Raw genomic sequence first — 20630 nt, forward strand, 5'->3', positions numbered from 1 at the left:
TCGTCCGGTCACCGGGCGTGACGGACAACGCACACCATGACTCGTGCCCGTTATGACCGTATTCTCTTCAATGCCGGGTATATGAGGTAATTGTCGATTCATGCGACTGCGAGCGAGGCGAAGCGTGGTTCGGTCCGGCGGGGAACCAATGCCCAGGGGGCATGCGACGGGGGGCGCAGGGCCCGCCCGTAGCCGTGAACGGTTCCTGCAGGGTGAGGCGGTCGAGCGAGGCGTACGGTCGCCGATCCTGGGTTCCTGGCAACGCTGCCGGTCCCTGGGCCTCTCGCCGGACCGGTCCGACCTTCCCTTCCGCGAGGACTTCGATCCGGACGGCAGACTCGTCCGCGCGGCCACCCCGGTGCTCGACCGGTTGCAGTCGATGTTCGCCGGCAGTGAGATGAACATCTCCGTCGCCGATGTGAACGGGATCGTCCTCCTGCGGAGGTTCGGAGAGGCGTCCCTCGCCAGAACCCTCCCCGCGATCCAGAGGGTCCCGGGATTCGTGTTCGCCGAGCGGTACGCCGGAACCAACGGCATCGGTCTCGCACTGGTGGAACGCCAGCTCATCCGGGTCAGCGGCGCCGAGCATTTCGCCGAGCGCGCTCAGGGCAGCGCCTGCCGTGCGCTGCCCGTCCGCGACCCGCTCAGCGGCCGCATCGAAGGCGTCCTGTGCCTCGGCTATCCGCGCGGCGCGGAGGACCCGGCGCTCGCCACCGTGATCCGCAAGGCGGCCGAGGCCGTCGAGCGGCGGCTGCTGGAGCAGAGTTCCGTGCGTGAGCGTGCGCTCCTGCGGGCGTACCTGGACGCCCGGGCCGATGCCGCCGCAGGTCTGCACCACCGCATCGGCGTGGGCGAACTGGCCCCCGAGCTGGATCCCCGTGACCTGGCCGTTCTCCTGGACAAGGCCACGGAGCTGATCTCCTGCGCACAGCGGGCCGCGGTGGACGTGAGCCTGTCCGACGGCCGGCGCGTCACGCTCGTGAGCCGGCCCATGACGAGTGTGTCCGGGGTGGAGGGCATCGCCATCGAAGCCGTTCTCGCCGGCCTCCCGTCCGGACCGCCCGTCACCGTCCCGCACCAGGGCGACGAGGTGGTCGACAGCGCGCAGCTCGCAGCCCTCCCCGTCGTCCTGCCGTCCGGACACGGGCCTGTCCTCCTGCACCCGGACCGTGTCTTCGTCAGCCCGCTGCCCGGGCACCTCGCCGCAGCGGCGCCGGTGCCGGGCGGTGAGCGCGGCGCGGCCACCGAGCCCGACGAGGCCGGACATGAGCAAGGCGGGGCGGGCGACGCGCGAGCCACGCCCGCCGACGCCGGCGGCGGGACGGACCGTCCCGCCGGATCCCGGCCGCCGGCGAGCGGGCTCGTGCTGGTGGGGGAGCCGTCCGTGGGGGAGTACGCCCTGGCCGCGCGACGCCGCCTGGAGCTGCTCTCCGAGGCCAGCGCCCGCATCGGCACGACGCTGGACGTGCGCCGCACGGCCGAGGAACTCGCCGAGACGGCGATTCCACGACTGGCCGACTTCGTCACGATCGACCTGCCCGAAGCCGTACTGCGAGGCGAGCAGTCCGCCGCCCCGCTCAGTGACCTGCGGCGCACCGTGGTGCGTGGCATCCGCGACGACCTTCCCTTCAACCCGGTCGGCAAGCGGATGGACTACGGCCCGACGACGCCGCAGCTGCGGTGCCTCATCAGCGGGCAGGCAGTGCTGGAACCGGACCTGAAGGTCGCCGCGGGCTGGCTCGCCCAGGACCCCGAGCTCACCGGACAGCTGCTGACAGCCGTCCACTCCCTCATCACCGTCCCCCTGGCCGCCCGTGGCGTCGTCCTCGGCGTCGCCAGCTTCTACCGCTCGCAGGACCCCGCCCCCTTCGGGGACGACGACCGTTCGCTGGCCCAGGAGCTGGCCGCCCGCGCCGCCCTGTCCATGGACAACGCCCGGCGCTACACGCATGAACGCGCCATGGTCCTGGCCCTGCAGCGCAGCCTGCTCCCGCGCGGTCTGCCCGACCTGGACGCCGTCGAGGTCGCCCATCGCTATCTGCCCGCAGAATCCGAGGTGGGCGGTGACTGGTACGACGTCATCCCGCTCTCCGGTACGCGCGTCGGTCTCTTCGTCGGCGATGTCGTCGGCCATGGCATGCTCTCCGCGGCCACCATGGGACGCCTGCGCACCGCCGCACGCAGCTTCGCCGAACTCGACTTCCCCCCGGACGAGGTCCTCGCCCATCTCGACAACGTCGTGGGGCGCCTCGACCGGGAGGATCCCGAGGCCGAGGACTTCGGCATGATCGGAGCGACCTGTCTGTACGCCGTCTACGACCCGACGTCGCAGCAGTGCACCCTGGCCCGCGCCGGTCACCCCCCGCCCGCACTTGTCAGCCCCGACGGCGCCGTGTCGTTCCCCGACCTGCCCGCCGGGCCCCCTCTCGGCCTCGGCGGCCTGCCCTTCGAGACCGTCGAGATCCACATGCCGGAGGGCAGCGGGCTCGTCCTGTACACCGACGGACTCATCGAGGACCGGCATCGCGACGTCGACGAGGTGCTCGACCACCTGCGCGGCGCCCTGGCGCACCCCGAGTACACGCCCGACGAAACCTGTCAGTCCGTGCTGGACCTCGTGGCACCCGAGCACCCCTACGACGACATCGCCCTGCTCGTCGCCCGTACCCACGCCGTGGACCGCAACCGGATCGCCACCTGGGACCTGGTCGCCGATCCGGCCCTCGTCGGCGAGGTGCGCGCGGACGCCGTCCGGCAGTTGGCCGACTGGGGAGTCGACGAGGCCACGTTCGCCGCGGAACTGATCCTCAGTGAGCTGGTCACGAATGCCGTCCGCCACGGCGCCGGGCCCATCCGGGTACGGCTGCTGCACGCCCGCAACCTGATCTGCGAGGTCTCCGACAGCAGCAACACCGCCCCGCACCTGCGCCGGGCGGCCAGTACCGACGAGGGCGGCCGTGGTCTGTTCCTCGTCGCGCAGCTCTCACAGAGCTGGGGTGCGCGCTACACCGCCCAGGGAAAGGTCATCTGGGCCGAATGCGCGCTCGATGCAGCCTGACGGCCCGCTGACCTGAAATTCTATGATTTGCTCCGTTAACATCGCTTGTGCGTATGGGATGAACCAGCCAGGTCGAATCTCCGGAGATGTCCGTGCACGACGCTCCACCCCTGGTCCGTATCCGCGGGCTCGGCAAGCGCTTCGGGGGAACCCTCGCGCTGGCCGGGGTCGACCTCGACGTCCATGCCGGCAGCGTCCTCGCCCTCCTCGGCCCCAACGGTGCGGGAAAGTCGACACTCATCAAGGTGCTCGCGGGTGTCCATCAGGCCGACGCGGGGCAGATCACGGTGGCCGGCCATCCGCTCGGCACCCGGGACGCATCCCGCAGCATGTCCTTCATCCACCAGGACCTCGGCCTGGTGGACTGGATGACGGTCGCCGAGAACATCGCGCTGAGCACCGGATACCCCCGCCGCGGCGGACTGATCTCCTGGCGGCGCACCAGGGAGCGCTGCACCGACGCCCTTCGGATCGTCGCAGCACATCTCGACCCCGAGGCGACCGTCGCCCAACTGGCCCCCGCCGAGCGCTCGTTGGTCGCCGTCGCCCGAGCCCTCGCCGCCCGGGCGCAGCTCATCGTCCTCGACGAACCGACCGCCCGCCTCCCCGCGGTGGACTGCGCCCGGCTCTTCGGCGTCCTGCACGCCCTGCGCGACCGGGGACACGGCATCCTCTACGTCACCCACCGCCTCGACGAGGTGTACGAGGTGGCCGACACCTTCGCCGTTCTGCGCGACGGCCGCCTCGTCAGTCACGGCCCGCTGGCGGGCCACAGTCCCGCACGCCTGGTACGCGACATCGTCGGTGCCGAACCGACCGGCTTCGGCCCCGCCGGGGTCCCTGCCCACGGTCCGGCCGTCCTGACTCTCGACCGCGTACGCACCTCCGGCGCGGGACCGGTCAGCCTGGAACTCGCGGCCGGGGAGGTCCTCGGCCTGGTCGGGCTGACGGGCGCCGGACACAGGGACCTGGGCCGAGCCCTCGCCGGCGCCCGGCCCCTCCTCGGCGGACGGGTGGTCCTCGGTGGCCGGCCCTACCACCCCCGCAGCGTCGCGGACGCCGTCGGCCTCGGTGTCGGCCTCGTGTCCGCGGACAGACAACGGGAGGGCTGTGCGGCCGAACTGACGGTACGGGAGAACCTGCTGGCCAATCCCCGTGCGGGGGGCCTGCCTGCGCTGCGCTGGATCAGCCCGCGCCGCGAACGCGCCGACGCCGCCGCCTTGATCGACCGCTTCTCGGTGCGTCCCCGCGACAGCGAGGCCCCCATCGCCACCCTGTCCGGCGGCAACCAGCAGAAGGTCATGATCGGCCGGTGGCTGCGCGAGGGCCTGCGCCTGCTGATCCTCGAGGAACCGACGGCGAGCGTGGACATCGGCGCCAGGGCCGCGGTCTACCGCCTGCTCGACCGGGCGCTGGCCGCCGGCCTCGGGGCCCTTCTCCTCTCCACCGATTTCGAGGAGGTCACCCGTGTGTGCAGACGCGCGCTGGTCTTCGTCCGCGGATCCGTGACGGCCGAGCTGAGCGGTGCGGGCCTGACGGTCTCCGGGCTCACCCGAGCTGCCTCCGCCCTTCCCGCCTCCGGAACCGCGACCACCTCGTGACCGCCTCCCCCTCCGCGCCCCGACCGCGACGGCACCGAACGGGCGGCCACCTGATCACCGCCTACGGTCTGCTCGCCCTCACAGCCCTGCTCTTCCTGGCCTTCTCCCTCGCCCTGCCCCGCACGTTCCCCACCCGGGAAACCATCGACTCCCTCCTGTCCACCCAGTCGATCCCGGCGATCCTCGCGCTCGCCGCCATGGTCCCCATCGTGACGCGGGCGTTCGACCTCTCCATCGGCTACGTCCTCGGTCTCACACATGTCATGGTGCTGCAGCTGATCATCGACGCACACTGGCCGTGGCCGCTCGCCTGCCTCGCGGTACTCGTCGGAGCGGGCGTCGTGGGCGCCCTCAACGGCGTCATCGTCGAGTTCGGGCAGATCGACTCCTTCATCGCCACGCTCGGAACCGGCAGCATGCTGTACGCCGTCACCGGATGGATCACCGGCGGTGCCCGCATCGTCCCCGGCCCGCAGGGACTTCCCGCCGCCTTCACCGACCTCTACGACTCCACGCTCGTCGGCCTGCCCGTCCCCGCCTTCTACGTGCTGGCCCTCGGAGCCGTCCTCTGGCTGGTACTGGAGCGGCTGCCGCTCGGCCGCTGCCTGTACGTCGTCGGATCCAATCCGCGTGCCGCCGACCTCCTCGGCATCCCGACCCGCAGGTACACCGTCTACGCCTTCACCGCATCGGGGCTGATCACCGGCTTCGCCGGGATCCTGCTCGCGGCCCAGCTGCAGGTCGGCAACCCGAGCGTCGGCCTGGACTACCTGCTGCCCGCCTTCGCCGGCGCCCTCCTCGGCTCCACCGCCGTCAGACCCGGCCGCCCCAATGCCCTGGGCACGCTCGTCGCCGTAGCCGTCCTGGCCGTCGGCCTCACCGGCATCGCCCAGCTGGGCGGCGACTTCTGGACGACCCCGCTGTTCTACGGCGGCACCCTGCTCCTCGCCGTCGGCCTGGCCGGATACTCCGCCCGCCGCCTGCGCACGGGCACCGCCGCGGTCCGCGACGTGCCCGCCGCACCACCCACGTCCCCGGACCAGGACGGAGGCCCACAGGGCGCCACCCCGTGACCCCGCCGCCCTCTCCCGCCCACCCCCTTTTCCGAGGAGTCCCCGTGCACGGCAACCGCAGGGCCACGCCCGGCCTCGCCAAGGCCCGGTACACCGCCGCAGCCCTGCTCCTGCTGGCGGCGGCAGCCACCGTCGCCGGCTGCGAACCCGGCTCCTCGGGCGATGCGGCGGACTCCACCACCGCCCCGGCCGGCTGCCCCGCCGTCCACGCCAGGGCCCGGGCCGCGGTCGACCAGGCGGAGAGAACAGCCGTCCCCTGGAACGGGCCGACGACCGGCCCCGGGGCGGTGACCGGCAAGACGCTCGTCTACGTCGCCCAGACCATGACCAACCCCGGAGTCGCAGGCGCCGCGAACGGCGTACGGGAAGCCGCGCGCGTCATCGGCTGGAACGTCCGGGTCATCGACGGCGGAGGTACCCCCGCCGGCATTCAGGCGGCCATGAGCGAGGCCGTGGCCCTCAAGCCCTCGGGCATCGTCATCGGAGGCTTCGACCCCAACGCGACCTCGCAGCACGTTGCCCGGGCCGAGGAGGCGCGCATCCCGCTCGTCGGCTGGCACGCGCTCGCCACCCCCGGCCCCAGCCGCCGCCCCCGGCTCTTCACCAACGTCACGACCAGGGTCGAGGACGTGGCAGCCATCAGCGCGCGGTGGATCATCTCGGACTCCCACGGCCACGCCGGGGTCGTGGTCATCACCGACGCCTCGATCCCCTTCGCCAGGGACAAGTCCGAGCTGATCCGCAAGGAACTGGAATCCTGCGCGGGCGTGCAGCTGCTCGCGTACGAGAACATCCCCATCTCGGACGCGAGCAGCCGTACCCCGCGGGAGATCTCCTCCCTCCTCTCCCGCTTCCAGGACAGGTGGACCCACTCCGTCGCCATCAACGACCTGTACTTCGCCGACGCCGCACCCGCCTTCCGGGCCGCCAGCCGGAAAGGCTCCGGCCCGCCCTTCAACATCGGCGCCGGCGACGGCGACCCGTCCGCCTTCCAGCGCATCGAGAGCCGGCAGTACCAGGCCGCCACGGTTCCCGAGCCGCTGTCCCTGCAGGGCTGGCAGATCGTCGACGAGTTCAACCGCGCCTTCTCCGGCCGGCCCGCCAGCGGCTATGTCGCCCCCGTGCACCTGGCCACGGCCGCCAACAGCGACAGCACCACGACCTGGGATCCGCCGGGCTACCGGGACGGCTACCGAAGGATCTGGGGCCGGTAGCCGAGTGCGCAGGCGCCGGCCGACGCGGGTACGACGGCGGCGAGCGAAGAGGTCCGGGCGCGTGCGCGCCCGGACCCGTGTCTCACGCGGCCAAGGCGTGGCCCGGGTGCAGTACCACCTTGGTGTAGCCCTCGATCCGCTTGTCGAACTTCTCGTAGGCCTGCGGCGCCTGGTCCAGCGGCAACTCGTGGGAGACCACGAAGCTGGGCTTGGCCCGCCCGGCGATGATCATGTCGCGCAGCTGGCGGTTGTACTGCTTGACGTTGCACTGTCCGGTGCCCATCCGCTGGCCCTTTTCGAACATCCGGCCGATGGAGACCAGCAGCTGGCCGTGCTTGGCGTGCTCGTCGGGTCCGCCGGGGTCCGAGGGCACGTACAGACCCGGTACGCCGAGCATGCCGGTCGGCCGTACCGTCTCGACAAGCTCGTTGAGGACGATGGCGGGTTCCTCATGGCTCGCGTCGTGTGCCTGGGCCTGGTACCCGACGGCGTCCACGCCCTTGTCGGTTCCCTCTCCGTTCGTCTGTTCCTTGATCTGTGCGGCCGGGTCGCCCTTGGTGAAGTCGATGGGGATCGCCCCGATCTCCTTCGCCTTGGCGAGCCGCTCGGGCACCCGGTCCACGGAGAACACCTTCGACGCACCGCGCAGCAGCGCGGAGTAGGCGGCCATCAGCCCCACCGGTCCGGCCCCGAAGACGGCCACGCTCTCACCGGGGGTGAGCTGGGCGAGTTCGCATCCGTGATACCCGGTCGGGAAGATGTCGGCGAGCAGCACGAAGTCGGTTTCGAATTCGTTGCCCCGCGGCAGCTTCAGGCAGTTGAAGTCGGCGAAAGGCACCCGCAGCAGCTCTGCCTGGCCGCCCTTGTACGGGCCCATCGCCACATAGCCGTAAGCTCCGCCCGCGAAGCCCGGATTGACCGTCAGGCAGAAGCCGGTCTTCGCGGCCAGGCAGTTCTTGCAGAATCCGCAGGCGACGTTGAACGGCATGACCACGCGGTCCCCCTTGGACAGGGACACGACACCGGGGCCGACCTCCTCCACGATGCCGAGGTTCTCGTGCCCGAAGACGATGCCCGCCTCGGCCGCCGTGCGCCCCTCGTACATGTGCAGGTCGGATCCGCAGATCGCGGTCGACGTGACCCGTACCAGCACATCGTTCGGATGCTGGATCTGCGGGTCGTCGACGTCTCTCACCGTCACGCTGAAAGGCTTCTCGTAGACAACCGCTTTCACCTGGATCACCTCCGCGTCGAGCGCTGGACGACGGCGGCGAGGCGGAGCCGCTTCCGGGGGGCGCGCACAAGAAAGGCGGGACCTCGGACTGTGCCGTGGCCCCCTGCGCTCGCTTCACCGCCGGGTACTTCCAGGTAACGCCCGTACGAAAGGGGTCGCAACCCAGGTCCGCGGGCAGACGTGTGCGCCGGGCAGGCCCGCCCCCACCTGAGCGGTGCGCGCGCCGCTGCCCGGCGCCTCCCCGTTGCTGTCTCGGCGTTTCCCGGACCGCCCTAGGGCAGCAGCTTCTCGACGGCTGCCGGGCCCTCGGTCTCCAGCTTGCGGCGCGCCCAGTCGAGGGTGGCCGGAGTGACGTCCCTGCCCGCCGCCATCACCAGGTCCTCCGGTGTGACCCGCGCGGGTGCGGAGTGGAGCAGGGCGTCCGGGGTGCAGTGGTCTTCGGACGACCGGGACTCTTCGGGTGTGGATGTCGACATGATGCCTCCTCCTCGGTCCGGATGACCGCATCCGTGCCGGTGCCGCCGAACGGGGCACCCTCTCACCATTGCCCGCCTCGGCGCACCCTGCATCCCGAGGGCGCGTCCGGGCCGGACGAGGAGCGCCTGCCCACCCCGGCGGGAAGCACTCGGCCCTAAGCTGGAAGGCAGCCCGCACTCCGTACCGGGAGGCCTGAGCGATGGCCGAGATGCCTTTCCAGCAGGACTTGTCCGGGAGCCCCCGCTACCTGCCGATCGCCGAGCACGGCCTCATCGGCGACCTGCGCAGTGTCGCCCTGGTCGGCACCAACGGCACGATCGACTGGTACTGCTGCCCCTCCTTCGATTCTCCCAGCGTCTTCGCGGCGATCCTCGACGCCGAACGCGGCGGCCGCTTCGAGCTGGCAGCCGCCGTGCGGGCGCGCACCAAGCAGTTCTACTTCCCCGACACCAACGTGCTGATCACCCGCTTCTTCACGGAGGACGGCGTCGGGGAGGTGCAGGACTTCATGCCCGTCTGCTGCGACAAGTCGGGCGAGGTGAGCCGGCACCGGCTGATCCGGCGCGTGGTGTGCGTCCGCGGCACCGTGCCCTTCCGGGCCCTGATCGCCCCGCGCTTCAACTACGGCGCCGACCCGCACACCCTGCGCTCCCTGGACGGCATGGTCTTCTTCGAGTCCCCGGAGCGTTCCCTGGCGCTCACCTCCACCGTCACGATGGAGACCGACAGCCGCGACGCGTGGGCCGACTTCAAGCTGAGCGAGGGCGAGACGGCGGTGTTCGCTCTCGACCAGCTCGGCGAACAGGTGATGCCCCGCGGCTGCCCCCACGCCGAGGCAGAGAACGAGTTCAACGCCACCGTCACCTACTGGCGGAGCTGGCTGCACCAGTCCCGCTACCGGGGCCGCTGGCGCGAGATGGTGCACCGCTCCGCCCTCACCCTCAAGCTGCTCACCTACGCCCCCACCGGCGCCATCGTCGCCGCGCCCACCACCAGCCTGCCCGAGCAGCTCGGCGGCGAGCGGAACTGGGACTACCGGTACGTGTGGGTCCGCGACGCCGCCTTCGCCGTCTACGCGCTGCTCAGGCTCGGCTTCAGCGGTGAGGCCGCGGCCTTCATGAAGTTCCTGACCACACACATCAGCCCCGGCGACGGCGCCGCCTCCGGACCGCTGCAGATCATGTACGGCATCGACGGCCGCGCCGAACTGCCCGAACGCGAGCTGCCCCACCTGGAGGGATACCTGGGCTCCGCGCCGGTCCGGGTCGGCAACGCCGCCGCCGACCAGCTCCAGCTGGACATCTACGGCGCCCTGATCGACTCCATCTACCTCTACGACAAGTGGGCGGAGCCCATCTCCAGCAGCCAGTGGGACGATCTGTGTCAGCTGGTCGACTGGGTCTGCGACCACTGGGACCAGCCCGACGAGGGCGTGTGGGAGACCCGCGGCGGCCGCAAGAACTTCCTGTACTCGCGGCTGATGTGCTGGGTCGCGATCGAGCGGGCCATCCGCCTCGCCACCCACCGAGGGCTGCCCGCCGACCACCGGCGCTGGCGCCAGGCCCGGGACACCATCTACCGGCGGATCATGGACCGCGGCTGGTCGGAGCGCCGGGGCGCCTTCGTGCAGTACGAGAACGCCGACGTCCTCGACGCCTCGGTGCTGATGATGCCGCTGGCCAAGTTCATCGCGCCGACCGACCCGAAGTGGCTGTCCACCCTGGACGCCCTCACCGAGGACCTGGTCTCCGACTCCCTCGTCTACCGCTACGACCCGCAGGTCAGCCCCGACGGGCTGCGCGGCGACGAGGGCACCTTCTCGATCTGCTCCTTCTGGTACGTCGAGGCACTGGTCCGGGCCGGCCGGCTCGACGAGGCCCGGCTGGCCTTCGAGAAGATGCTCACCTACGCCAACCATCTCGGCCTGTACGCCGAGGAGATCGGCCGCACCGGCGAGCAACAGGGCAACTTCCCGCAGGCGTTCACCCACCTGTCCCTCATCAGTGCCGCGTTCAACCTGGACCGGGCCCTCGGCTGAGACCCCGGGCCGACGGCGGCTCGTGGCCGCCTCGCTCAGGCGAACCGGGAACTCGGGACCGGCCCGACGGAGGCCAGGCGGGTGCGCTCGCCGTTCAGCCAGGTGCCCCGCACGGCCGAGGCGAACGCCGCGAACGCCTCGTCCGGATCCGCCGGGCCCTCGCCGTCCCCGTCGTCGGCGGCCGGGTCGGCCCCGGTGATCCGGGCGGCGATCTCCGCCTCCGGGCGGTCGTCCGACGGCCCCTGTTCGACCCCGCCGTCGCCGCCCTGGCGCAGCTGCCGGTCCCAGGGCGCCACCGCCGACTGGTGCAACAGGCCGACGCTGTCCGCGGTGACGGCGGGCGCGTCCGTCCAGCAGCTCGCGTGCTCGTGCAGCACCTGCCCGGGAATGCGCTCGAGAAGCTGTCCGGTGATCTCCGGGCCGTCCTCGTGGGCCGCCAGGCCGTTCAGGTCGTACGCCACGACGACCGTGTCCTCGCGACCGGGCGCGAACGGCTCGGCCGGCAGGTCCAGCACCTCGGCCGCGGCCAGGCCCAGAATCCGCGAGTCGCGGTCGGGCAACAGGGACACCGACCGCGGCCGCACCTCGGCAGCCGCCAGCAGCGTCCGCAGCCGCAGCAGGCCCCGCAGGCACAGCTGCGGGCCGTCCTGCAGCCAGGCGTACCGGCCGGTCATCCCCGCCTCGAAGCCGTACGGGGAGAGCGTGCCGAGGACCGTGCCGCCGATCACGTACTGCCAGCCGCGCAGATCGGCCGGGTCCAGCGCGCCCGCCCGCTCCGCGTCGGCCGCACGCGCGAGCATGCGGCTCTGCCGGTCGCGCGTGGGCTGCCACCGGTCGTCCTCCGGATCGGACAGCAGCGCGTGCTCGCGTCGGGCGACGGCCAGATCGCCCGCCATGATCGCGTTGAACACCAGCAGATAGCGGTCCGGCCAGTCCTCCAACCCGCCGTCGAACCGCGTCAGTTCCGTCACCGCCTCCCGGTGCCGGCCCTCGTCCTCGTACGCCGAGACCAGCTCACGCAGCACCACCCGCGACCCCGGGCTGTGCCGCAGGGTCTCCCGCAGGGGCGGAATCGCCAGGTACGACACCCCGCGCTCGACGCACGCGTACCCGAAGTCGAAGAGCGCACGCGGCTGTCCGGGGCCTGCGGCCAAGGCGCCGGCCGTCCGAGCCAGGTCGTCGAAGCCCGCCGCTGCCGCAGCCCGCGCCACCACCAGTGCCACCTCGCCGAGCGGCTGTTCCTCCCCGGCCGCCCGCAACTGCCGCAGGGCGCCGGGGACATCACCGGAATCCAGGCATTCCCAGGCTTTGAGGAGTTCGGGGGACTTCGGTCGGCGATTCCTGCGCGAGAACATGACAAGATCATCACAGCGGGCCTGATGTGTCCTCAACACATTTCCGCGCGGGTGCTCAGGGCAGCGGCTGCTCCGCCCAGATGATCTTGCCGTCGGGCGTGTAGCGGGTGCCCCAGTGGTCGGCGAGCTGGGCCACCAGGAACAGGCCCCGGCCACCCTCGTCGGTGCTCGCCGCGTACCGCAGATGCGGCGAGGTCGTGCTGCGGTCGGAGACCTCGCAGATCAGCGTCCGGTCGCGCAGCAGCCGCACGCCGATCGGGCCGCGCCCGTAGCGGATGGCGTTGGTGACCAGCTCGCTCAGGATCAGCTCCGTGGTGAATGCCAGCTCGTCCAGGCCCCATTCGGCCAGCTGCCGGGTGACCGAGGCCCGTACGTCCGAGACGGCCGCAGGATCGGACGGCACCTGCCACTCGCTGACCCGGTCGGCGCCGAGAACACGGGTGCGGGCCACGATCAGCGCGACGTCGTCGCTGGGCCGGTTCGGGAGACGGTCCAGCACCGTACGGCAGGTGTCCTCGGGCGAGGCGCCGGGCGCGCGGCCGAGGGAGTCGCGCAGCAGCTCCAGGCCGACGTCGATGTCCCGGTCCCGGTCCTCCACGAGACCGTCGGTGTAGAGCACCAGCCGGCTGCCCTCTGCCAGTTCCAGGTCGGCTGTCTCGAACGGCAGTCCGCCGACGCCCAGCGGGGGTCCGGCGGGCACGTCCGGGAACTCCACGCTGCCGTCCGGGTGCACCAGCGCGGGCGGCGGATGTCCGGCCCGGGCGATCGTGCACCGCCGGGACACCGGGTCGTACACCGCGTACAGACAGGTCGCGCCGGTGACCGCGGCGCCGTCGGCCGGGGTTTCGTCCTGGTCGATACGGACCACCAGCTCGTCCAGCAGGCCGAGGAGTTCGTCGGGCGGCAGATCCAGCGCGGAGAAGTTGTGCACCGCCGTACGCAGGCGTCCCATCGTGGCCGCCGCGTGCAGCCCGTGCCCCACCACGTCGCCCACCACCAGCGCCACCCGGGCGCCGGACAGCGGCAGCACGTCGAACCAGTCGCCGCCCACCCCCGCCTGCGCCGGCAGATAGCGGTAGGCGATCTCCAGGGCGCCCTGCTCGGGCAGGGAGCGCGGCAGCAGACTGCGCTGGAGCGTCACCGCCATGCTGTGCTCACGGGTGTAGCGGCGGGCGTTGTCGATGGACACGGCGGCCCGCGCGGCCAGTTCCTCGGCGAGCGCCAACTCCTCGGCGTCGAAAGGCTGCGGCTTCTCCGAACGCCAGAAGTTGGCCAGACCGAGGACCAGGTTGCCCGCCCGCAGCGGCACGATGATCAGCGAGTGGATGCCGTAGTCCACGACCTGCCCGGTGCGCTCCAGGTCCTGCGCGAGCCAGCCGGGCGCCTCGCGCAGCACGGGCTCGACGACGGACTGCCCGGTGGTCAGGGACCGGGCCTGCGGCGAGGTCGCCACGAACCGGATGCGCTCGCCCACCGGATACAGCGGAGCGCCCTTGCCGATGCCGCTGCACGCCGCCCGGCGCAGCGCGGTCCCCGGCTTCGGCTCCTCCCCGTGCAGCACCGCGTCGAACAGGTCCACGGTGACGAAGTCCGCGAACCGGGGCACGGCCAGCTCTGCCAGCTCCTCCGCCGTGCGCGACACGTCCAGGCTGGTGCCGATGCCCACCCCGGCGTCGTACAGCATGTTCAGGCGCTCGCGTGCCACCTCCGCGCGGCCCGAGAGGGCGCGCAGCTCGGTGGAGTCGCGCAGCGTGGTGACGCTGCCGGGCGGCCCGCCGCGCATGTCGGTGGGGCGCTGGTTGACGGCCAGCAGCCGGTCCTTGACCAGATGCACCTCGTCCGTGGCGACCCGCCCGGACGCGAGCAGCCCGGCCGTCTGGTCGTCCAGACCCAGCTCCAGCACATGCCGCTGCTCGGCCTCCTCGGGCAGGTCCAGCAGGCGCTGCGCCTCGTCGTTGGCGAGCAGCAGCAGGCCGTCGCCGCCGACGATGAGCACGCCCTCCCGGACGGCGTGCAGCACCGCGTCGTGGTGCTCGTACATCCGCGTCATCTCGGACGGGCCGAGGCCGTGCGTCTGCCGCAGCAGCCGTCGGCTGACCAGGGCCGTGCCCGCGGTGGCCAGCACGAGGGCCGCGGCGGCCGCCGCGAGCAGCAGGGGCAGTTGCTGATCGGCGGCACCGCCCACGTGCGCGGTGGTGATCCCGGCCGACACCAGGCCCACCACCTTGCCGCCGGCGTCCTTCACCGGCACCACGACCTGCACCAGAGGGCCGATCGTCCCGTTGACCTCCTCGACGACCGTGCCGCCGGCCACGGCCGGCCCGATGGTCCCGACGAACTTCTTGCCGATGCGGTCCGGTTTGGGGTGCGTGTAGCGGATGCCGTCGGTGTTCATCACGGTGATGAAGTCCACGCCGGACCCCTGGCGGGCGGCCTCGGCCTTCGGCTGGAGGATGGACGTCGGGTCCGGGGCGCGCAGCGCGGCCGCCGTGCCGGGCGCGTTGGCGAACGTCTCCGCGACGGCGAGGGAGCGGTTGCGGGCCTCCAGGCTGCTGTCGTGCCGCACCTGGAGCACCTGTGCCACCACGGCCGACACGACCAGGAGCAGCACGATCACCACCTGGAGGACGAACACTTGTCCGGCGACGCTGCGTCCGGTCATCGCCGATCGCAGCACCCCCGGCCGGTCGCCGCGCGCACCTTCCGCGTCCGACCGGGGGCCCTGCGCCGCGCGCGGGTACCCGAAGGGACGGGGCGGCCGCGTCTCGGGCCGGCCGGGCAGTCGGACCATGAGCCCATGTCTACACTGCCCGGCCCCGTCAGGCGAGGGCGTTGCCCGAGGTGACGGCCGCCGCCCACGGCGGCTTGCCCCGGTCATCTCCGGTGCGCGGGGCGGCGGGTGGCGAGGAGCAGCGCCATGTCGTCCGGGCGGTCGGTGGTGTGCCGGGCGGTGGCGGTGAGCCGGTCTGCGACCCCGGCCAGGGACCGCCCGCCGCGCCGGCCGGCGGCGCCGCCCGCCTTCGCCAGCGCGAGGCGCAGCGCGTCGATGCCCTCGTCGATGTCGGCGCCGGGCCGCTCCACGAGTCCGTCGGTGTACAGGGCGAGGATCGCGTCCGGCTCCAACCGCAGCTCGGCCACCGGGTACTGGGCGTGCGGATCCACCCCGAGGACGACACCGCCCGGGAGGTCCAGGACCCGGGTGCGGCCGTCGGGGCAGCGCAGCAGCGGCGGCGGATGCCCCGCCCGGGCGACCTGGGCGTGCCCCGTGGCCGGGTCGAGGCGGAGGTAGCAGCAGCTGGCGAACTGGCCCGGGTCGAGGTCGATGAGCAGGCGGTTCGTGCCGCTCATCACCTCGTCGGGCGGCCGGTCGCCGAGCGCGAAGGCGCGCACGGCGCTGCGCAGCTGGCCCATCGTGGCCGCCGCCTGCACCCCGTGCCCCTGCACATCGCCGATGACCAGCGCCAGCCCGGCGCCGGCCTCGACGACGTCGTACCAGTCCCCGCCCACGTCCATGCCCTGGGTGCCCGGGAGATAGCGGCCGGCTGTCTCCACCTGCGGATGCGCCGACAACCGCCGGGGCAGCAGGGCCTGCTGGAGGCCTCGGGCGAGCGCGGCCTCGCTGTCGTAGCGCTGCGCCTTCTCCATCGCGTGCGCGATCAGCCCGGCGAGCGCGGTGAGGACCGTACGCTCCTCCGTGCTGAGGCTGCGCGACCGGTCGAAGCCGAGGATGCAGGAGCCGACCGGCCGGCCGGAGGCGATGAGGGGCAGGAAGGCGCGGGCCCCCTCCTCGGCGTCCATCGGTATCCCCGGGTAGGTGGCCGCCAGCTGCTGCATCGACTCGAAGAAGATCGGACGGCCGGTGGTGAGGGTCTCCACGCCGGGCAGGTGCGCGTCGAGGCCGACACCGTCGAAGGGGGCGAGGAAGCCCTGCGGGAAGCCGGTCTCCCAGGCCAGATACAGGTGCCGCTCCTGGAGCAGGTAGATGGCCAGGCGGCGGCCGCCGAACGCGGGCAGCAGCTCCTGCATGACGACCGCCGACACCTGCCGGGCCGTCACTGCGTCCGTCAGCGCGATGGCGAGGGCGATCGGCCGGTACAGCGGCGTCAGCGAGGCGTCGCCGACCGCCGCGTCCTCCGGAATGTGCAGGTCGGCCATGGCGAGGGCGTCGGGGGCGGGCTCCGCCGGGGCGTCCACGCGGCTGGCCGGGACGAGTGTGCAGGTGAGGATGTCGGCACCGGGGTGGACGGACAGGGCGAAGCAGTCACCCGCACCGGGCCCCGCACGGGCGGAGGCCGGCGGCCGGACGTGGACGTGCAGCGGTTCGTTCGACAGCAGCGCGCTGCGCAGATGGTCGTCGTACGGCGGCCTGATCAGCCACGGCATCGCCTCCCACAGCGGACGGCCGAGCAGCCATGCCTGCTCCCGCCCCGCCAGGCGTGCGGCGGCCGTGTTGACGTACACGATCGTGCCGAGCCGGTCCAGGCAGAAGACCCCTTGCGGCAGCAGGTCGGCCGCGCCGTCCGCCGAGGCGGCCGGACCGGGGTCGACGACGATTCCGGAGACCGGGGACGCCGGGCCGGGCTCCGGAGCCGGGGACAGGTCCAGCAGCCGTGGGGAGCCTTCCGGCGAGCGCATGCTCAGGGGCGCGGCCGGCGGCTTTCCGGCGGCGGTCTCGTGCAGCGCGGCCAGGATCCGGTGGGCGTCGGAGGGGGAGAGGGCGTTGGCGAGGGCCGGGCCGGTGCCCTCCAGCTCGCCCGGAACCAGACCGAGCAGCGCGTGCAGCCGGTCGTCCGCGTGCACCGACGAGGTCGCCGGATCCCAGGTGAACCGCCCCACGCGGGCCTCCGCGGGCCGGATGGTGGGCGGCCCCACGCACAGCGGCTCCCCGTCCCAGACGAGTACCGCCTCCTCCCCGTCGGCGAGGCCGAGCAGTTCGGCGCCCAGTCCCTCGGCCAGCCGCCCGAGCAGTTCCCGGTCGAGCAGTTCGTCCGCGGTGCCCGAGGTGGAGGGGCGCAGCACCGTGAGCACACCCAGGGGCTCGGCCCCGCCCGGTACGGGCACGTACACCGACCCGAACGCGAAGGGCAGACCGGCCGCGAACTGGGGATAGCGGCGCGCGGTCTCGGTGGCGTTCGGCAGCACCACCTGCACGCCGAGCCGATAGGCGTCGGCCGCCGGGAAGGGCCGCCCGAGGTGCAGCCGCCACCAGGGCCTGAACAGCGGGCCGGGCAGCCCCACGAGCACCGCGAGGCGCAGCAGCCCGGGGGTGCTGGAGCGCATATAGACACCGGCCACGCGCCCGCCGGCCGCGCCGAGCGCCCCGGTCGAGGCGTCTACCAGCAGCGCAGCCAGCCGCGCCCGTGTGCGGACCGCCTGTTCCCCGCTCCCAGCCATGGGCCCTTCCTCGTCCCGTGCCGCCGCGTGGATGACACAAGAATGCGCCACCTCGGTGGCGAAACGCACGTGGGCGGGCAAAGAGGGCCGGGCTGCGGCTCCGCCTCACACCTCTGCCTCAGCCGGGTGGCGGGACCCCGGACGCGCTCTTACTAATGGACGTCGTAACGCTGCGAGGTAGTGGACGTCGTCACGCGGCGAGCCGCGCGCGGGGGCGCCGGTGTCGCCGCACCCATCCACTGGAGCCCAGATGACCATTTCTTCGTCCCCCCGTCCCGACGACTGCGCCGTCATATCCGCCGCACCGGCCCCCACAGGAGCCGCCCCTGCGTCCCCCGACCCCGAATGCCGGCCCGAGCCGCCCCCGCAGGAGAGTCTCGGGGCTCCGCACGAGGAAGAGCTGTACGACGATCTGCTGCACGGCCTGGTCCACACGGCCGTGGCCGACCGTCCGCTGGACGACGTCGTCCGGCTCATCGGCCTGTTGGAGAGCACGCCCGACCACGCCCGGACCAGGGACGACGCGCTGCGTGCGGCCGGAGTCGACCGGTCCGTCGAGGACGTCGCCCTTCTGGTCACCCTCCTCACCGGGGCGTCCCGGGACGCCGGCAGCGCCGACGAGGCGATCCGCGCCGCCGCCGAGAGCCGCCCGCTGGAGGACGTCACCCGGCTGGTGGAACTGCTGCACCGTACTCCCGCGGGGCCCCACTGCGGGCGTGCGGCGGCCGAGGCGATGGCCGTCGGGCGCCCCGTCGAGGAACTCGCCGACCTGATCGCCCGCCTCGCCGCCGACCGGACCGCCACCGAGACGGCACCGCCCGAGCCGACGGTCCCCGAACCCCTCGACGTACCGCCCGTGCCGGTGGTCCCACCGCTGGCCTACACGCCGCCCGCGCCCGTCGTTCCGGTCTCGGACCTGGGTCGCCCGCGGCTCGTGCAGACCGGTGATCGCATCCCGGGCGGCGGGTCCCCCAATGCGCCGGCCTGGCTCGCCCGCGCCGCTGCCCTGCTGGTGCTCCTCTGCGGAGTGGCCCACACGCCGCGCTACTGGACCAGCCTGTCCCCGCCGGTCCTGCAGGCGACTTTCCTCGCCGCGGTCCTCTGCGTGGTCCTGGCCCTCGCGCTGCCGGAGCGGGCCGTGCCGGCACGGCTGGCGGCTGCCGCCGTGACGCTGGTGGTCACGGCGGCGCTCGCCGCGGGGCACGTGCTCGTCGGCCGGTTCGGTCTGCCGGACCCGGCCGGACTCCAGGCTGCGACCCTCGCCCCGCCCTGGCTGGCCGGTACGGCGGCAGCGGCCGCCGCTCTCGCGGCCCTCGCGGTGCTGCTCGCCACCCTCGGGGCGGTGCTCGCCCGCATCACCGACGGGCGCTGAGTCGGACTGCCGTGGCCATGTCCGCCGGGCGCAGTGCCTGGTGGCCGTCCGTGTGGGCGGCGATCATGGTGAACGGGAAGGTGTCCGCCTCCAGGTACATCGCCTTGTCCTGGGGGTGGACGCTTTCCCATGCGCGCCGGACGACTCCGGGTGCCGGAGTGCCGGGCCCGTTCCCGGTACGGCCCGGGATCGGCGGTGGCCGACCCGGCGCGGCTCGCGATGCACTGGGCGCAGGCCAGGTCCTCCTCGGCGCGCCCGCCGCCCCTCATGACGCCGAAGGCCACCGATTCCGGCCGGGCGCGGCGCGGCACCTCGGCGGTGGCCCCGGCCACCACGAAGCTCGGGCACAGCAGCAGCCGCGCGTCCGCGACCCGCCGGCGCCCCGGCCGTTCCGGCGGTGGTCTTCTGCACGACCGTACGGCCCCGCACATCGAGCGAGCGCAGCCGCGCGGGCGAGTTGGCCCGGTCGAACCCCGGCACCGGCGGACCGTCACGGAAGGCCGGCCGCCCCGGGTGGCGGGCCTACGGTGCCCGTGCCTCCTGCTGCGGACCGGCGAAGACGATCTTCTGCGCGCCGCGCCGGAACGCCCGGGCGGACACGGTGAACGCGCGCATCACATCAACGACCACATGGACGACCACGGCGACATCAGGGGCTGTCGGCCGGTCCGGGATCCCGGTGAACGTGGGCTGCACCGTTCATCGTGCGGCTACCGGCGTGCACGCGGGGGAGGTTCAGGACTCCGTGGGCCCGGGCGGCAGGGCGCGAGCGCTCCGCAGGCTGCGCAGGGCGAGCAGGAGGACGGCGATGTCGTCCAGGTAGACCGGGTCGGGCAGCAGGTCCGCGGGCAGGACCAGATACAGGACGGCGCCCCAGAACACCCAGCGCGGTCCCGTGGGCAGACCGGCCCGCTGCAGGACGCGCCGGGCGCGCACCAGGCGGACCAGCAGGCCGACGGCGACGGCCAGCAGCAGTGCCGCGACGACGGCGGCGATCACCAGCAGGGTCGTCGTGGAATCCACGCGGCCTCCCTTCCTCCGCGGCTCACGCCGGGTCCGTGGTGTTCGTGCCGTCGCCACCGGGCGGGGTGTCCGGGCGCGAACCCTTCGGGGTGAACTTCAGCCGTTCGAAGGTCCGTGTCAACTGCTGCAGCGGAGAGGGCGCTCGGGTGCCGGGCCGCTGCTGCTGGTGCGGCAGGGCGGGCGGAGCGGGCGTGTCGCGGTAGGCGGCCAGGGCCTGGTGGGCCTGCTCGGCGGCGTCCCGGTAGAGGTCCCGGGACTTCGTCATGGCCTCCAGAGCATCGGCGTACATGGCGACGAGCCGCCTCTCGCGCTCCAGCTCCTCCTGGAGGGTCAGCAGGGTCCAGTTCTCGCGCAGGTCGGTCAGCGCCTCCTCGGCGCCCTGCGGCAGAGGGTGCGGCAGGGCGGCGAAGTGCCGCAGGGCCGCGACGAGTTCGGCCGGCTCGGAGCCGTCGAGGAAGACGGAGCGCACGCTGTGCTCCCCGCCGTCGTAGCCGGCCGGCGCCGGGTCCGGGGGCAGCACCACGGCGCCGCCGCGCGGCACCTCGACGCCGAGGACCTTCAGCGCCCAGTTGACGGCGCGCAGCTGCTGCGGCGCTGCCCGGTGCTCCACCACGCGGTGCCGCAGCCCCGGCGGCAGCAGCCGTGCCAGCGGGAGCCTGCCGTGCTCGTCCGGGGTCATCGCCTCGTGCACGACGACGTTCACGCACCAGGCCTCGCGGGCTGCGTCCCGCAGCCGGCGCCGCATCTCCTTGTCGTCCTCGGGCAGCGCGTTCACCTGCCGGAACCGCAGG

General features: G+C 73.0%; 12 protein-coding genes and 2 pseudogenes. 6 read left to right on the plus strand and 8 right to left on the minus strand.

Annotation, left to right across the window (positions count from 1 at the left end; all coding sequences use genetic code 11):
• Window positions 1-124: 124 nt before the first annotated feature.
• The 4 genes from ABZ471_RS35600 (at window position 125) to ABZ471_RS35615 (ending at window position 6946) form a co-directional block, all read left to right on the plus strand.
• On the plus strand, window positions 125-3058 hold the full coding sequence (locus ABZ471_RS35600) for a SpoIIE family protein phosphatase (RefSeq protein WP_359072420.1): 2934 nt from the start codon (window positions 125-127) through the stop codon (window positions 3056-3058).
• Between the two features lie 86 nt (window positions 3059-3144).
• On the plus strand, window positions 3145-4659 hold the full coding sequence (locus tag ABZ471_RS35605; RefSeq protein WP_359072422.1) for a sugar ABC transporter ATP-binding protein: 1515 nt from the start codon (window positions 3145-3147) through the stop codon (window positions 4657-4659).
• Window positions 4656-5732: an ABC transporter permease gene (locus ABZ471_RS35610; protein ID WP_359072424.1), complete on the plus strand. Its 1077-nt coding sequence runs from the start codon at window positions 4656-4658 to the stop codon at window positions 5730-5732. Before ABZ471_RS35605 ends, ABZ471_RS35610 begins: the two co-directional genes overlap by 4 nt.
• A 44-nt stretch (window positions 5733-5776) precedes the next feature.
• On the plus strand, window positions 5777-6946 hold the full coding sequence (locus ABZ471_RS35615; RefSeq protein ID WP_359072425.1) for a substrate-binding domain-containing protein: 1170 nt from the start codon (window positions 5777-5779) through the stop codon (window positions 6944-6946).
• 82 nt (window positions 6947-7028) lie between these two features.
• Here the strand turns inward: ABZ471_RS35615 and ABZ471_RS35620 are convergent, their stop codons facing one another.
• Window positions 7029-8180 carry a glutathione-independent formaldehyde dehydrogenase gene (locus ABZ471_RS35620; protein ID WP_359072427.1) on the minus strand — a complete coding sequence of 384 codons (1152 nt, stop codon included), beginning with the start codon at window positions 8178-8180 and terminating at the stop codon, window positions 7029-7031.
• Between the two features lie 272 nt (window positions 8181-8452).
• Entirely contained in the window at window positions 8453-8656 is a 204-nt protein-coding gene (locus ABZ471_RS35625) for a hypothetical protein (protein ID WP_359072428.1), read from the minus strand.
• A 200-nt stretch (window positions 8657-8856) separates the two neighbouring features.
• Between ABZ471_RS35625 and ABZ471_RS35630 the strand changes: the two genes are divergently transcribed.
• A complete protein-coding gene (locus ABZ471_RS35630) occupies window positions 8857-10695 on the plus strand; it encodes a glycoside hydrolase family 15 protein (protein ID WP_359072430.1) in 1839 nt (612 codons plus the stop codon).
• Between the two features lie 35 nt (window positions 10696-10730).
• Here ABZ471_RS35630 and ABZ471_RS35635 read toward each other — a convergent pair whose 3' ends face one another.
• From ABZ471_RS35635 to ABZ471_RS35645, 3 genes are all read right to left on the minus strand, one after another.
• On the minus strand, window positions 10731-12050 hold the full coding sequence (locus tag ABZ471_RS35635; RefSeq protein ID WP_359072431.1) for a hypothetical protein: 1320 nt from the start codon (window positions 12048-12050) through the stop codon (window positions 10731-10733).
• A 55-nt stretch (window positions 12051-12105) separates the two neighbouring features.
• Entirely contained in the window at window positions 12106-14712 is a 2607-nt protein-coding gene (locus tag ABZ471_RS35640; RefSeq protein ID WP_359072438.1) for a SpoIIE family protein phosphatase, read from the minus strand.
• A gap of 212 nt (window positions 14713-14924) precedes the next feature.
• Window positions 14925-17444 (minus strand): SpoIIE family protein phosphatase, encoded by a 2520-nt coding sequence (locus ABZ471_RS35645; RefSeq protein WP_359072433.1) that lies wholly within the window; start codon window positions 17442-17444, stop codon window positions 14925-14927.
• 250 nt (window positions 17445-17694) lie between these two features.
• Between ABZ471_RS35645 and ABZ471_RS35650 the strand changes: the two genes are divergently transcribed.
• Entirely contained in the window at window positions 17695-18816 is a 1122-nt protein-coding gene (locus ABZ471_RS35650; RefSeq protein ID WP_359072434.1) for a hypothetical protein, read from the plus strand.
• Window positions 18817-18879: 63 nt separating this feature from the next.
• Here the strand turns inward: ABZ471_RS35650 and ABZ471_RS35655 are convergent.
• The 3 genes and pseudogenes from ABZ471_RS35655 to ABZ471_RS35665 all read right to left on the minus strand — a co-directional run.
• Window positions 18880-19431 (minus strand): annotated as a pseudogene (locus ABZ471_RS35655) (2-phosphosulfolactate phosphatase).
• A 120-nt stretch (window positions 19432-19551) separates the two neighbouring features.
• Complete coding sequence (locus tag ABZ471_RS35660) at window positions 19552-19839, minus strand: YkvA family protein (protein WP_359072435.1); 288 nt, start codon at window positions 19837-19839, stop codon at window positions 19552-19554.
• 22 nt (window positions 19840-19861) lie between these two features.
• A pseudogene (locus ABZ471_RS35665) lies at window positions 19862-20630 on the minus strand (hypothetical protein); the annotation flags it as partial.

This window comes from Streptomyces sp. NPDC005728 (genome assembly GCF_040630895.1).
Classification (GTDB): Bacteria; Actinomycetota; Actinomycetes; order Streptomycetales; family Streptomycetaceae; genus Streptomyces.